12 protein-coding genes are annotated in these 13,984 nt (G+C 71.6%); 5 read left to right on the forward strand and 7 right to left on the reverse strand.

Annotated elements, in window-relative coordinates; all coding sequences use genetic code 11:
- Positions 1-47: 47 nt before the first annotated feature.
- From EV190_RS04180 to EV190_RS04195, 4 genes are all read right to left on the reverse strand, one after another.
- A complete protein-coding gene (locus tag EV190_RS04180) occupies positions 48-635 on the reverse strand; it encodes a single-stranded DNA-binding protein (protein ID WP_133740009.1) in 588 nt (195 codons plus the stop codon).
- Positions 636-778: 143 nt separating this feature from the next.
- The gene (rpsF, locus tag EV190_RS04185) at positions 779-1,069 is read right to left on the reverse strand and encodes a 30S ribosomal protein S6 (RefSeq protein WP_133740010.1); all 291 of its coding nucleotides are present in this window, start codon (positions 1,067-1,069) and stop codon (positions 779-781) included.
- Between the two features lie 128 nt (positions 1,070-1,197).
- Positions 1,198-2,556, reverse strand: a complete 1,359-nt coding sequence (locus EV190_RS04190) for a glycosyltransferase family 87 protein (protein ID WP_133740011.1) — start codon at positions 2,554-2,556, stop codon at positions 1,198-1,200.
- A 5-nt stretch (positions 2,557-2,561) separates the two neighbouring features.
- A complete protein-coding gene (locus EV190_RS04195) occupies positions 2,562-5,213 on the reverse strand; it encodes a transglycosylase domain-containing protein (protein WP_243742318.1) in 2,652 nt (883 codons plus the stop codon).
- Between the two features lie 1,339 nt (positions 5,214-6,552).
- Between EV190_RS04195 and EV190_RS04200 the strand changes: the two genes are divergently transcribed.
- The 5 genes from EV190_RS04200 (at position 6,553) to EV190_RS04220 (ending at position 11,748) form a co-directional block, all read left to right on the forward strand.
- Positions 6,553-7,149, forward strand: coding sequence for a PadR family transcriptional regulator (locus EV190_RS04200; RefSeq protein WP_133740012.1), 597 nt, complete (start codon positions 6,553-6,555; stop codon positions 7,147-7,149).
- Positions 7,150-7,237: 88 nt separating this feature from the next.
- On the forward strand, positions 7,238-8,317 hold the full coding sequence (locus EV190_RS04205; protein WP_208113014.1) for an inositol-3-phosphate synthase: 1,080 nt from the start codon (positions 7,238-7,240) through the stop codon (positions 8,315-8,317).
- A gap of 347 nt (positions 8,318-8,664) precedes the next feature.
- The gene (locus EV190_RS04210) at positions 8,665-9,363 is read left to right on the forward strand and encodes a hypothetical protein (protein ID WP_133740013.1); all 699 of its coding nucleotides are present in this window, start codon (positions 8,665-8,667) and stop codon (positions 9,361-9,363) included.
- 18 nt (positions 9,364-9,381) lie between these two features.
- Positions 9,382-10,680 (forward strand): MFS transporter, encoded by a 1,299-nt coding sequence (locus EV190_RS04215; protein WP_133740014.1) that lies wholly within the window; start codon positions 9,382-9,384, stop codon positions 10,678-10,680.
- A 204-nt stretch (positions 10,681-10,884) separates the two neighbouring features.
- Positions 10,885-11,748 (forward strand): alpha/beta hydrolase family protein, encoded by an 864-nt coding sequence (locus EV190_RS04220; RefSeq protein WP_208113015.1) that lies wholly within the window; start codon positions 10,885-10,887, stop codon positions 11,746-11,748.
- Between the two features lie 48 nt (positions 11,749-11,796).
- Here the strand turns inward: EV190_RS04220 and EV190_RS04225 are convergent, their stop codons facing one another.
- The 3 genes from EV190_RS04225 to EV190_RS04235 are packed head-to-tail and all read right to left on the reverse strand — an operon-like array spanning position 11,797 to position 13,982.
- Positions 11,797-13,026, reverse strand: coding sequence for a styrene monooxygenase/indole monooxygenase family protein (locus EV190_RS04225; RefSeq protein WP_133740015.1), 1,230 nt, complete (start codon positions 13,024-13,026; stop codon positions 11,797-11,799).
- A 19-nt stretch (positions 13,027-13,045) separates the two neighbouring features.
- On the reverse strand, positions 13,046-13,642 hold the full coding sequence (locus tag EV190_RS04230; protein ID WP_133740016.1) for a GTP-binding protein: 597 nt from the start codon (positions 13,640-13,642) through the stop codon (positions 13,046-13,048).
- Complete coding sequence (locus EV190_RS04235; protein ID WP_133740017.1) at positions 13,617-13,982, reverse strand: DUF742 domain-containing protein; 366 nt, start codon at positions 13,980-13,982, stop codon at positions 13,617-13,619. The genes EV190_RS04230 and EV190_RS04235 overlap by 26 nt, the downstream gene beginning before the upstream one ends.
- Positions 13,983-13,984: the final 2 nt, after the last annotated feature.

Below are 13,984 nucleotides of genomic sequence, written 5' to 3' on the forward strand. Positions count from 1 at the left end.
TTTTCAAGAGCCCCGCTTCTCACGGGGATGGTCACTGGGACAAATACTTAGAACGGCGGTTCGTCGGAGTAGCCTCCGCCACCGCCGCCGAAACCTCCGCCACCGCCGTTGGTGGCCCACGGGTCGTCCGCGGGCGGGCCGGACCTGGCACCCTGGTTGCCGCCGAAGCCGCCACCCTGGTTGCCGTAACCGCCGCCACCGCCCTGCTGGCCGCCGCCGAAGCCGCCGCCACCACCCCCGCCGAAACCGCCGCCGCCCTGGCCGCCCTGGCGCTGCGTCTTGGTCACCTTCGCGGTGGCACTGCGCAGCGCGGGTCCGACCTCTTCGACGTCGATCTCGAAGACGGTGCGCTTCTCGCCTTCCTTGGTCTCGTACGACCGCTGCTTGAGCCTGCCCTGCACGATGACGCGCATGCCGCGCTGCAGGCTCTCGGCCACGTTCTCCGCGTACTGGCGCCAGACCGAGCAGGAGAGGAACAGCGACTCGCCGTCCTTCCACTCGCCCGACTGGCGATCGAAGGTACGCGGGGTCGAGGCCACGCGGAAGTTCGCGACCGCGGCCCCGCTGGGGGTGAACCGCAGCTCAGGATCGTCGACCAGGTTGCCGACGATCGTGATCTGAGTTTCGCCTGCCATTGCTTGGCTCCGGATTCCTAGAAGCGGGGTGCGATGGGCGTGGTGCTGTGACCGGAGGGGTCGGGGTGCTCGGGAGGGCCGTTCCGGGCCCGCGTCCGTCGGGGACGGCGTCGACCGGAGCGGAGGCCCCTTCCGAACACGCCCTAGTGGACCTCGGGACGCAGGACCTTGGTGCGCAGGATGGCCTCGGTCAGGTTGAGCTGGCGGTCCAGCTCCTTGACCGTGGCGGGCTGGGCGGTGAGGTCGATGACCGCGTAGATTCCCTCGGAGTTCTTGGCGATGTCGTAGGAGAGCCGACGCTTTCCCCAGACGTCGACCTTCTCCACGGATCCGCCGTCGTTGCGGACGACCGCCAGGAACTGCTCGAGCGACGGTGCGACCGTGCGCTCGTCAAGGCTGGGGTCGAGGATGACCATGACTTCGTAACGACGCATAGGCGTACGTACCTCCTCTGGACTGTTGCGGCCATGGTCTCTCCATGGCAGGAGGGCAGGAAGCCCCGGCAGCGAGCCTCGGCTCGCGGGGGCTTCGATAGCCGGACGAAGGTTAAGGCTATCAGTTGTCAAGCCGTGGAATCGCCGTTTCCCAGACAATCCACAACGATGAGCACACACACCATGAGCAGGGAGAACAGCCGTCCGAAAGCGAGGACGGCGTAGGCCGGCGCATCGATCCCGGCCCCCTGCCCGGGGGCCAGGACGAACTCCAGGTGGTGCCAGATGCCCGCGATGTAGCCGATCTCGGCGAGCTGCCACAGCCCGACCACGGCGACGGCGACCCTCCGGCGGCCCCCGCCGCGCGGCCAGGCGAGCGCCGCGAGCGGCAGCAGCCACAGCACGAACTGGGGCGACCACACCTTGTTGGTGACCAGGAAGGCGGCCACGACCAGGAAGAGGAGCTGCTCGACAGGAGGGCGGCGCGGGGCGAGCAGGGCCAGCAGGGCGATGCCCACGCAGGCCAGCAGCAGCGAACCGGTGCCGAACAGGTTGACCGCGTCCAGGTCGTCGGAGGGGAACAGTCCGAAGCCGCCGAGCACGTAGTAGACCGAGCCCCAGTCGGCCCCGCGCTCCTGGCTGAAGGTGAAGAACTCCGCCCACCCCTCGGGGGCGGCCAGGTAGACGGGGAGGTTCACCGCGCCCCACGCGAGCAGCGCGCCGGCCAGCGGCCGGGCGAAGTCGGCGACGGCCGCCCGCCCCCGGCCCGCGAGCAGGTCGCGGACCATGAGCACGAACAGCGGGCCGAAGAACAGGAACGGGTAGAACTTGGCGGCGGTCGCCAAGCCGATCAGCGCCCCCGCCAGCCACATCCGCCGACGCGCGTACGCGGCGATCCCGCCCACCGCGAGCGCGACCGCGAGCAGGTCCCAGTTGATGTAGAGGGTCAGCAGCGCGGCCGGGACCAGCGCGGTGAAGGCCCCCGCGAGCAGCGCGGTCCCGGCGCGGAACGGGCGGCCGGGCTCGGCGCCGACCCCGCCGCGGCCCGCGAGCCAGCCGACCCCGACCACGGCGGCGACCAGGCACAGGCCCAGGACCGCGACGGTGGCGTCGAAGTAGCCGTAGCCCCGGGCGGACGGGCCGGGGAGCCAGGACACCGCCCTGGCCACGGCGTGCATGAGGCCGCCGGTGAGCACCGGGTACTCGACCGGCTTGTCGACGTAGGGGACGGTGCCGGCGTCCAGGCCGTCCCGGTAGTAGAGCGGGAAGACGTCGCTGTAGCACAGCTTCCGGAACTGCGTGCCGTCGGACCAGGCGCCGCCGAAGCGGCAGGGGGCCTTGGCCAGGTAGCCCAGGACCGCGCCGAGCAGGCCGATCCCGGCGAGCGGCAGCCAGGGCACCGCGTCCCGTCGTGGAACAGGCGGGGCGCCGACGGCGTACGTGCCGTCGGCGCCCGCTGTTCCGGTCTCACCGGAAGGGTGCGACATCGGGATCAGAGGAATCCGTTGTCGTCATCGTCGTCGTTGCCGTTGTCGTTTCCGCCGCCGTTGTCCGGCGGTTCGTTCGAAGCCCCCGGTCCCGGGGACTCCTGCTCCATGCACTCGGGACGCCACCACTCGACCTCGCAGTCGGGCGCCTCCATGCTGGGCGACTCGTCCGGCGACTCGGGCGGCGACTCGACGGGCTCGTCGCTCGGCTCCGCCTCCTCGCTCTCCGACGGCGACGGGTCCGGGGTGGGGGTCGGGACGTGGTTCTGGACCTCGCCGCCGTACACCGGCTCGGGGAAGCTCTCGTGCTCGAGGCCGTCCAGGACCTTGGTCATGTAGGCCTTCCAGATCCGCGACGGCATCTGGCCGCCGTAGATGCTGTCCTCGCCCGGCAGCACCAGCGGCTGCCTGTCGCTGCGGTGCAGGCCGACCGCCGTGGACAGCTGCGGGACGAAGCCCACGAACCAGGCCGAGACGGCGTCGTTCGAGGTACCGGTCTTGCCCGCCATCGGACGCCCGTCGTCCAGCCGCGCGTTGTGGTCCGGCGTGATCACCTGCTGCATCGCGTAGGTGGCGTCGGCCGTGGTTTCGGCGCTGAACGCCACGGACCCGGTCTCCAGGAGCTCGGCGTCCTTGGGCACCAGCGGCTCGCCCTCGGGGCCGATGATCTCCTTGATCATGTGCCGGGGCATGTGCACGCCCCCGTTGGCGAAGGTCGCGAAGCCGCCCGCCTGGTCCAGCGAGGAGACCGACACGGTGCCCAGCGCGATGTTGGGGCCGGGCTCGGCCGTGTCCAGCTGCTCCTGCGGGATGCCCGCGGCCAGGGCCGTGGCCAGCACGGCCGGAGGGGTGACCTGCTCGGCCAGCTGCACGTAGCTGGTGTTGATCGAGTCCTTGGTGGACTGGATCAGGTCGACCGGGCCGTAGTTCACGTTGCTGTCGTTGTTGACCGGCTGGGCCAGCCCGGCGAACTCCTTGGGGCCGTCGCCGTCGTAGGTGCTCCTGAGGCTGATGCCCTGCTCCAGCGCGGTGGCCAGCACGTAGGGCTTGAACGCCGATCCCGCCTGCTCGCGCTGGACCAGCGACTGGTTGGCGTACTGGGTGGGGTCGGGCCCGCCGTAGAACGCCTTGATCTCTCCCGTGGCGGGGTCGACCGTGGTGATGCCGAACTGGGTCTCCGCGGGGATCTCCTGGCCGGTGGTGTCCAGGACGCGCTGCCGCTCCGCCTCGACGACCTCCTCGGCGTACTTCATCCAGTCCTCGTTGAGGGTGGTGGTGATCTGGTAGCCGCCCCGCCCGATCTGCTGGTCGCTCAGGCCGTAGCGGTCCGCCATCTCGGTGCGGACGGCCTCCTGGATGTAGCCCCGGTAGCCCGAGTAGTTGTCGTTGTCCGACTGCGGCAGGGGCTCGGGGAACTCCAGCGCGTCGGCCTCCTCCTGGGTGAGGCCGCGGTCGGGGTTCTCCGCGTTCATCTCGACCAGGCCCTCGACCGTGTACCCCCAGCGCTCCTGGAGGATGTCGTACATCTCCGACCCGGGAACGGCGGGGCCGAAGTTGCCCGGCTGCTGGATGACCGTGCCGATGAACGCGCCCTCGGCGTAGTCCAGCTCGCTGACGTCCTTGCCGAAGTAGCCCTGGGCCGCGGTCTGCACGCCCAGGCCGCGCCCGAAGTAGATCGTGTTCAGGTACTGCTCGATGATCTGGTCCTTGCTCAGGCTCTGCTCGACCTTGAACGCGATCATGATCTCGTTGAACTTGCGGACGTACGACTCGATCCGGGACGGCTCGTTCCGGGTCAGGCCGTCGTAGTAGTTGCGGGCCATCTGCTGGGTGATGGTCGATCCGCCGCCCTGGGTCCCGCCGAAGACGACGCCGCGCGCCAGGCCGACGGGGTTGATCGCGCCGTCCTCGTAGAAGGTGCGCTGCTCGGCGGCCAGCACGCCGTCGATCACGGAGTCGGGAATCTGGTCGATGGTGACCGGGATGCGCTGGCTCTCGCCGAACTGGGTGGCCTTGTCGCCGTCCTCGAAGGTGACGAGGGTCGCGGCGAGTTCGACGTCGGCCTGCGAGTCCATCTCCTCGGGTGAGGGCGCCATCACGTACGCGACGCCGATCCCCACGACGCCGAGGATGAACAGGACCGAGAAGGTGATGAGCGCGGGCTTCCACGTCTTGGCGAAGAAGCGCTTGACCGGGCCCCGCTCGTCGAGCTCCTCGTCCTCGTCCTTGCGTGCGCGGCGGCGGCCGGACTCGGCGCGGGCGCCGTGCGCGGTGGCGCGGCGGCGCCCTCCCCTGCCCTCCTCGTCGGGACGGCGGCGGCGCGGAGGCCGCTCGTCGGGGTCGCCGTCCCCGCGGGCGCGGCGGCGGCCGCCGGCCCCCCCGCTCTCGGCCGCGGCCGCGCGGCGGCGCGGGCGCTCCTCGTCGGCGTCCCCGCCCGCACGCCGGGAGCGGCGCGGCCGGTCGTCCACGTCGTCCTGCGCGGCACGGGAGCGGCGCGGCCGCTCCCCCTCGTCACGGGACGGCGCGGAACGGCGGGGGCGCTCGTCCGCCCAGAAGCCGTCCTCCTCGCGCGGCCCGCGGCGGCCCGCCGCGGCGCGCTCGTCCTCGGCGGGACCGCCCCGGCCCCGCCTGCCGCCGTTGCCGCGCGGTTCGTCCACCGGGCCATCGGCCCGGCGGCGACCACCGGCGCTCCGTCGTCTTTCGGTACTCACGCGTCCTCGTTCGTCTGATAGCGGCCGATCGGCCTGATGACTCCTGGGAGGGGCAGCTGCGGCCCCGGAGCGGCGCGGGGAGAGCCCGCCCGCCCTAGAGCGTGTTCATCAAGGTCGTTCCGGAGTCGCGACCACCAGGACGGCGTTCGCGGAACCGGTGTCGCCCGTACAGCCGACCGGGCGGACCGTCCTGCGATCTCTGTTCTGGATGACGCTCGCCAATCCGGAAGCACCCGAGAATCACTCCCTGGGTCGTAGTTCTCGAAAAGCGTTTCGGGCCCGTGGTCGTCCAGGCGCGTTCGCTCGCGATTATCGCGCAACGGGCGCACTGGGTCGTTCCACCGGTCGAGAGACCTTTCTCGATCACTCCCGTCGTTCTCCCGTCCTGGCCTCCCCCACCGGATCCGTCCTCCGGACGTGGCGGTACGGGGCTCCCGGGCGGGATCGAACCGGCTGCTGCCTGACCTCCTGTCACTGGCCGTTCGGAGCGGGGCTTCAGGGGCGACTCCGCGTTCGCGGACCCTTCGCGCGGGCCGCGCTTCGACAGGACGCCACGGGGTAGAGAGATCCCCGGGACGACCACGAGGCCGCTCCTCGTTCTGGCCGTTCACTGTCGTCCGTGAACGGTGGACCGGCCGCACCGCCGGTATCTGGCTTAATACCGGCTGCCGCGCGGAGCGCTCTGCGGCGGTGGTCCTGTTGGGGGCGAACGTTACGTTAGGGCGGTAGCGCCGCATAGCACAACCCACGCGTGAGGGTACCCGCCCCGGTGCCCCGAGCGCATCGTCCGGAGCCGGCCGACGCGCGGATGACAGCGTACGCCCCAACGCCCGGACGGCGGGGACCCGTCGGGGGCGCGTGTCCACCGGAGGGGCCGCACAGGCGGAAGAAGAGCGGAAAGCGCTTGTCACCCGGAGGGGTCACGGCAGCCCGGTGTTAGGAACGCAACACCGGACGGCGGAAGAAAACAGCGGCCTCCGCCGCGGCCCGCCGGGACGTCGCCCTCCGCGCCCGGTTTCCGCACCGCCGGACCCGCCCGTGATCTCGCGGTTTCCCCGATTTCCTCCGAACGGCCTCGGGAAGGGCTCCGGAGCGGCTCCGTCCGGGGAGGGGGCGCCCGCTGCGGAAGAAGCCTCGCCCCCCAGGCGTTCCAAGGGTCACAGGGTGGTGAAATATATCGGCCCGATATACTCATACTCACCCAAAACACGTGGACGCGCACGCCCCTCCCTCTCGGGCAGGGGCTTTTCAATGCGTCCGGTGAAGGCACGGGCGGAGGTGACGGATGAGCGCGCGCAGGACGAGGGTGCTGGAGCTCGCGGTGCTGGGGCTGCTGTACGAGGCCCCGCTCCACGGCTACGAGCTGCGCAAGCGGCTGACCTTCCAACTCGGCGCGTTCCGGGCGTTCTCCTACGGCTCGCTGTACCCCTGCCTGAAGGAGATGCTCCGCCAGGGGCACGTCTCCCAGACGCCGCAGGCCGAGGGCTCGGCGCGCGGCGGCAGGCGGTCCCGGATCGTCTACCGGCTCACCGACACCGGCCACGAGCACCTGCACGGGCTGCTCACCGAGGTCGCTCCGGCGACTTCCGACGACGAGTGCTTCGGCGTGCACTTCGCACTGTTCGGCCACACCGGGCCGGACGTGCGGTTGCGCATCCTGCACGGTCGCCGGGACCGGTTGCACACCCGGCTGGCGGACCTGCGAGCGCGCCTGGCGCACGCTCCGGGACCCGCCGACGACTACACGTTCGAGCTGTACCGCCATGACGCCGAGTCCGTGGAACGGGAGATCCACTGGCTGGACGGCCTCATCGCGCGGGAACAGCGAGACGCGCGGTCCCGGCCGGGCCCCGCACCGCCCCGGCCGGGACCGCCGGTGTGACACCCGGCGACACCCGGCCACAGCGCGGCGCGCCCCGGGAGGCGCCGCGCGAACTCAGGATTCAGACCAACAGAAGGAGACCACCGCCATGGGTTCGGTACGCGTAGCCGTCGTGGGCGTGGGGAACTGTGCCGCCTCGCTCGTCCAGGGCGTCCATTACTACCGGGACGCGGACCCCGCGTCCCGCGTGCCCGGCCTCATGCACGTGGAGTTCGGCCCGTACCACGTACGGGACATCGAGTTCGTCGCGGCGTTCGACGTGGACGCCAAGAAGGTGGGACAGGACCTGTCCGCCGCGATCACGGCGAGCGAGAACAACACCGTGAAGATCTGCGACGTCCCGCCGAGCGGCGTGACGGTGCAGCGCGGTCCGACCTTCGACGGGCTGGGCAAGTACTACCAGGAGACCATCGAGGAGTCCTCCGAGGACGCGGTCGACGTGGTCGCGGCCCTCAAGGCGGCGAAGGTCGACGTCCTGGTCTCCTACCTTCCGGTGGGCTCGGAGGAGGCGGACCGCTTCTACGCCCAGTGCGCCATCGACGCGGGCGTCGCGTTCGTCAACGCCCTTCCGGTGTTCATCGCCTCGGACCCCGTGTGGGCGAAGAAGTTCGCCGACGCGGGCGTGCCCATCGTGGGCGACGACATCAAGTCGCAGATCGGCGCGACCATCACGCACCGCGTGCTGTCCAAGCTGTTCGAGGACCGGGGGGTGATCGTGGACCGCACCTACCAGCTGAACTTCGGCGGCAACATGGACTTCAAGAACATGCTGGAGCGCGAGCGGCTGGAGTCCAAGAAGATCTCCAAGACCCAGTCCGTCACCTCGCAGATCCCGCACGAGATGAAGGCCGGCGCGGTGCACATCGGCCCGTCGGACCACGTGCCGTGGCTGGACGACCGCAAGTGGGCGTACGTCCGCCTGGAAGGCCGCGCCTTCGGTGACGTCCCGCTGAACCTGGAGTACAAGCTGGAGGTGTGGGACTCGCCCAACTCCGCGGGGATCATCATCGACGCCGTGCGCGCCGCGAAGATCGCCAAGGACCGCGGCATCGGCGGACCGATCCTGTCCGCGTCCTCCTACTTCATGAAGTCCCCGCCCGAGCAGTACTCCGACGCCGAGGCCCACGACGCCGTCGAGAAGTTCATCTCCGGCGAGATCGGGAGCTGAGCGGGGGCGGGGCGACCACCGCTCCGCCCTCGCGGCCCCGCGGGTGCCGGCGCGACCGCCGTTCGGCGGTGGCGCCGGCACCCGTTTTCCGTCGGTCCGCGAGGAAACGACCGGGATGATCCCGAACCAGACGCCGGTTCACGTCATCTCAACGGAGTGCGAGGAACCGGGGTGGTGCGGGAACCGCACGACTCGGAAGAGCCCGGGCACGGGCCCCGCTCCCGCCGAGAAGCCGCCGGACACGAACGCGGAACGGTCGGCCGACACCTGGTGTGCTCCCCATGCCCCGCGTCCTATGATCCGCTGGAAGAACTGGCGCCTTTTCCCCCGGAAGGGACGGCCGAACCGTGACCTACCCCCAGCAACCTCCTTTTCCGCCCGAGCAGGGGCCGCAGTGGCAGGGCGGCTACCCCCCGCCGCAGTACGGCCCGCCCGCGCCGCCTCCCCCTCCCCGGCGCGGGAACCCCGCCGGCGTGGTGCTGGTGGCCGCGGGAGGCGTCGTCATCGTGGGCCTGGTCATCGCGATCATCGTGGTGCTCGTACGCGGAGGCGGGTCGGGAGGGCCCGAGGCCCGCCAGGACCCCACCCCGGTGACCGAGTCCTCGCCGGCCGAGGAGACCACACCCGAGAGCACCCCGGAGACCACCCCGGAGGAGACCCCCCGGGAGTCCCCGGAGGAGACCACGGAGGGGCGCGGCGTCTTCCCCGAGGCCATGGACGGCAGCTGGTCGGGGACCATGACGCAGTACGACCCCGACGGCGCCGAGGTGAGCACCTGGGAGCTGGAGATCCACATGACCGCCGGGGAGAGGGTCGGCACGGCCGACCTGTCCATGGGCGACGGCACGACGTGCGAGTGGGAGGTCCTGGCCACCGACAGCACCGATGAAAGCGTCGACCTCCAGTACTCCACCACCGACGACGGCGGCGGCTCGTGCACCAGCAGCGGCTTCGTCCACCTCATCGTGAGCGGCGACCAGCTGGCCGCCGGCGTGGCCACCGACTGGCCCACCGGGGTCAGCACCGCGGACGGCATGCTGGAGTGACCGCCTTACGCTAGGCGGGTGTCCTTCTACGGTGATCTGCGCGAAGTGCTGCGCGGCCCCCGGTTCCGCAGGCTCTTCGCGACCCGGGTGGTCTCGCAGTTCTCCGACGGCGTCTACCAGGCCGGGCTTGCCGGGTACGTCTTCTTCACACCCGAGCAGCACACCACGGCCGGGGCGGTGGCGGCGGCGTTCGCGGCCCTGCTGCTGCCCTTCTCCCTGGTGGGGCCGTTCGCCGGGGTGTTCATCGACCGGTGGTCGCGCCGGCAGGTCCTCCTGTCGTCCGCGCTGATCAAGGCGGTGCTCGCGGCGGCGACGGCCGCGCTGGCCGCGGCCGGGTCGGACGGCGCGCCGTTCCTGCTCGCCGCGCTGTGCCTGCTGAGCGTCAACCGGTTCTTCCTGGCGGCGCTGTCGGCCGCGCTTCCGCACGTGGTGGCGCGGGAGAAGCTCGTCATGGCCAACGCGGTCACCCCCACCTGCGGGACCGTGGCCGCCTTCCTCGGCGCGGGCGCCGGGGCCGGGCTGCGGCTGCTCGGCGGGGAGGGCACCGGCGGCACCGCGCTGATCCTGCTCGGCGCGGGCGCCGGGTTCGGCCTGGCCGGGGTCGCCGCCGCGACCCTCCGCCGCGACGAACTGGGCCCCGACCTGGCCGCCGAGTCGGAGCGGGTGCGGGCGGCGCTGCGCGGCGTCGTGGCGGGGATGGCCGACGGCGCGCGGCACATCTGGCTGCGCCGGCCCGCCCGCGACGGACTGGCCACGATCGCCGGGCACCGGTTCCTGTTCGGCGTCTCCACGATCATGACGCTGCTGCTCTACAACAACACCTTCACCGCCGGGGGGACCGCCGGGCTCGCCTCGTTCAGCGTGTCGCTGGGGGCGTCCGCGGCGGGCTTCCTCGTCGGCGCGGTCGCCACCCCGTGGGCCCGGGACCGGATGCGCGCGGAGACCTGGGTCGCCGGTCTGCTGGTGTCCGGGGCGGTGTCGCTGCTGGCGTTCGGGACCCCGTTCGACGCCGCGGTGTTCCCGGTCGCGGCGTTCGCGCTGGGCGTGGTCTCCCAGGGCGTGAAGGTCACCGTCGACACGCTGGTCCAGCGGCATGTCGACGACGCCTACCGGGGCCGGGTCTTCTCCGTCTACGACACGCTCTTCAACGCCGCCTTCGTCGCGGCCGCCGCCGTCGCGGCGCTGGTGGTCCCGCCCTCGGGGGTCTCCCTCCCGGTGGTGCTGGCGATGGCCGCCGGGTACGGCCTGATGGCCGCGTGCTGGCTGGTCCTCCGGCACCGGGCGGCGCCGGTTCCCGAACCCGCCGCGCGCACCTGACGGATGCCCGTGACGCGGGGGTTCGCGGGCCGGTCCCGCCCGGAATGATCACGGGCTTTCCGCCCTTCCCGGCCCCGAAACGGGCAGAAAACCCACGACCGTCGACGAAACCCTCATGCTCGGTCCTCGCCCCGGGGAGCGCGGATCCGAACCCGCCCTCCACAACTGACGGGATCTGTCAGCTTCGGGAGCGAGGATCGTCCCATGTCGAAGAACCCACAGCACGAGGAGTCCTCAATGCCGCCCCGGACCGGTACCAACCCGCGGATCGGCGCGGCCGCGGGGGTTCCCTACGTCGCCCTGCCCCCGGCCGGCGGGGCCGCCTCCGCCCCGCTGGTCGTCGTCTGGCACATGATGGACGCGCCCCGCTCCGCCGAGGCGATGGCCGCGGCGCTGCCGCTGGCGGGCCTGGACGCCTGGCGGGTCTTCCTGGACCTGCCGCTGCACGGGGCGCGCACGCCCGACGACATCGAGACCGTCATGGGCGACGCGGTCACCGATCCGCTGCTGAAGCTGTACCGGCCGCTGATCCGGGACGCGGCGCGGGAGTTCCCCGCCGTGCTGGCCGCGCTGCGCGAGCGGTTGGACGCCTCCGACGGGCCGGTCGGCCTGGTCGGCGGCTCGGCGGGCGGCGCGGTCGCCCTCACCGTGCTGGCGGAGGCCGAGGTGCCGGTCGCCGCAGCGGTACTGGTGAACCCGGTGATCACCGCGCGCGGCCTGATCGCCGTCGGCGAACGCGCGTACGGCGGGCGCTACGAGTGGACCCCCGCCGCCGAGGAGGCCGCCGACCAGATCGACTACGTCGCCCGCGCCCCGGAGATCGCCGGACTCGCGGTGGCTTCCCGTCTGCTGCTGATCAGCGGCGAGCACGACCACGCCGAGTTCCGCGACGACGCGGTCCGGCTCCGCGACGCCCTGGGCGCCGCCCTCGTGGAGGTTCCCGGCATGGCGCACCCCCTCGCGGAGGAGCCGGGTGTCTCGGCGGCCCCGCAGACCCCGCACGCCAGGACCGTCGACGCGGCGGCCGCCGACTGGCTCGGCCGTCACCTCACGGACGGGAGGCCCTGAGAAGACGGGCCGTCCGTTCCCGGGGCTCTCCCGTGGACCGGCCCCGGTTCAGCCGCCCGCGGCCTCGGCCAGGTAGGCGCGGGTGGCCTTCTCGTCGCCGAGCCAGCCCATCATGTCCGCGGGGTCGTTGAAGCCCTCGACGAAGCGGTCGGCGACGGCCTGGCAGGTGTTCGCGGTCTTGTACACCTCGTACAGGTGCGGCGGGACCGTGGACATGAGCCGTACCAGGTCGCCGCAGAAGGGCCGGGAGAACTCCTCGAACCCGGCGAAGGCCGCGCGCATGAAGTCCTCGTCGAAGGGCCGGTCCTCGTGCTCGAGGATGGCCCTGAGGTAGACGTCCGCGCTGCGGCACTCGTTGTTGGCGTTCTGCGCGAAGCCCGGCATCGTCACGACGACGGTGTCGCCGATCCCGAGCACCCGCCTGCCCGAGGGCAGGACCGCCACCGGATCGCGGACCAGCGGGACCGAGTAGTCCATGGTCACGGACCTGCGGTCGACGAGCTGGACGTCCTTGTACACCTCGTACAGGTCCGGGAGGTGGTCCTCGACCGCGTCCAGCATCAGGTCCAGCTGCTTCCGGGGGGTCATCCGCTCGGGCCATGACCCCATGGCCCCGGCCGTGGGCCCCCCGATGTAGAGCAGGCGGCAGGGGCCGTTCAGCGACAGGCTGGGGATGCTGATCAGCTGACCGATCCCGGGCATCCAGCCCCCCACGCTCAGCTCGGCGGCCGGGTCCCCCTCGACCTCGGTGACGTAGGCGATCGCCGTGACGCTCTCGACCAGGCCCTCCCGCCCCCGCCGGTCGTGGTCCGCCGGGAACATCTCCGCCAGGCCGGACTGGCCCGCGGCGACGACCGTCAGGTCGTACATCCTCGTGAGGTGGTCGAGGTCCGAGACGGTGACGGGGTGGATGACGACCCTGCCGCCCATCCGCTCGAACAGATCGAGCCAGACCGACATCTTGACGCGCTCGTCCACCGACTGCGCGGGCTCCCGGTAGTAGCCCGTCCAGTCGTATCCGGGCCACGGCCCGACCTCGGGGCTGAACAGGTGCGAGCCCCGGATGGGGGGTGCCTGACCGTCCCACAGGTCCAGGCCGTAGGCGCGCTCCAGGGCGAGCTGGTCCCCGGTGATCATGTTGACCGAGACGGCCCGCCCGGTCGCGACCTCACCCGCGGTGCGGGCCGTCATGACGGTGACGTCGTACTCGTGCTGCAGGAGGCTCAGGGCGAGCTGGAGGCCCGCCTGTCCGGCCCCGACGATCAGTATCTTGCGCATTCCCTTGTCCACTCACTCGTCAGGCGGTCAGGGCGGGGCCCGCCTCGAACCTCATGGTGTACTCCACCAGCTGCGCCAGGACCCCGGCCGACTGCCTCCGGTCGCGGGCGTCGAACACGGTGACGGGTACGTCGTCGTCCAGGGCGAGCGCCGAGCCGATGTCCTCCACCGGGTGCATCGGGACACCCTCGAACCGGTTCACCGCGATCAGGAACGGGAGGTCGGTGTACTTCTCGAAGTAGTCGATGGCCTGGAAGGAGTCCTCCAGCCGGCGGGTGTCGACGATGATGACCGCGCCGAGCGCCCCGCGCGTGAGGTCCTCCCACATGAACCAGAACCGGGACTGGCCCGGGGTTCCGAAGAGGTAGAGGATCAGGTCCCGGGCGATGGTGATGCGCCCGAAGTCCATGGCGACCGTGGTGGTCGTCTTGTCGGGGACGTCCGAGAGGTCGTCGTGGTCCGCGCCGGCCTGGGTCATGATCGCCTCGGTGTTGACCGGGGGGATCTCCGAGACCGCGCCGACCAGCGTCGTCTTGCCGACGCCGAAGCCGCCGGCCACGACGATCTTCGCCGAGACCTTCTTGGAGCCGCTACCCGGCGATGGCGTGGAGGCCATGAAGGATCCTCTCCAGGAGTTCGGTGTCCGCCTGCGGCCCGCTTCCGACGGTGCGGTGGACCTCGACCAGGTTCTGCTGGGCGAGGTCGCTGACGAGCACCCGCACCACGCCGACGGGCAGTTCGACCTCGGCGGCGATCTCGGTGACCGACCGCGACTCCGCGCAGGCCAGGTAGATCCTCCGCTGCTCGGGCGTCATCGCCGCGAGCCCGGCCGGGCCGGGGTCCAGGGCGGTCACGAGGGTTTCGAGGAGCAGCGGGACGGAGGGCCTGGTGCGGCCCAGCGTCAGGGCGTACGAACGAACCCGCGTGCTCGCCCCCGGTGGTGGCGTGGGGATCATGG

The sequence above is a fragment of the Actinorugispora endophytica genome, assembly GCF_004363075.1.
GTDB classification, from domain to species: Bacteria; Actinomycetota; Actinomycetes; order Streptosporangiales; family Streptosporangiaceae; genus Actinorugispora; species Actinorugispora endophytica.

Excerpts from the sequence above, each read along its gene's own strand:
- EV190_RS04180 (WP_133740009.1), bottom strand. The coding sequence starts at position 635 with ATGGCAGGCGAAACTCAGATCACGATCGTCGGCAACCTGGTCGACGAT.
- rpsF (WP_133740010.1), bottom strand. The coding sequence starts at position 1,069 with ATGCGTCGTTACGAAGTCATGGTCATCCTCGACCCCAGCCTTGACGAG.
- EV190_RS04190 (WP_133740011.1), bottom strand. The coding sequence starts at position 2,556 with ATGTCGCACCCTTCCGGTGAGACCGGAACAGCGGGCGCCGACGGCACG.
- EV190_RS04200 (WP_133740012.1), top strand. The coding sequence starts at position 6,553 with ATGAGCGCGCGCAGGACGAGGGTGCTGGAGCTCGCGGTGCTGGGGCTG.
- EV190_RS04205 (WP_208113014.1), top strand. The coding sequence starts at position 7,238 with ATGGGTTCGGTACGCGTAGCCGTCGTGGGCGTGGGGAACTGTGCCGCC.
- EV190_RS04220 (WP_208113015.1), top strand. The coding sequence starts at position 10,885 with ATGTCGAAGAACCCACAGCACGAGGAGTCCTCAATGCCGCCCCGGACC.
- EV190_RS04225 (WP_133740015.1), bottom strand. The coding sequence starts at position 13,026 with ATGCGCAAGATACTGATCGTCGGGGCCGGACAGGCGGGCCTCCAGCTC.
- EV190_RS04230 (WP_133740016.1), bottom strand. The coding sequence starts at position 13,642 with ATGGCCTCCACGCCATCGCCGGGTAGCGGCTCCAAGAAGGTCTCGGCG.
- EV190_RS04235 (WP_133740017.1), bottom strand. The coding sequence starts at position 13,982 with ATGATCCCCACGCCACCACCGGGGGCGAGCACGCGGGTTCGTTCGTAC.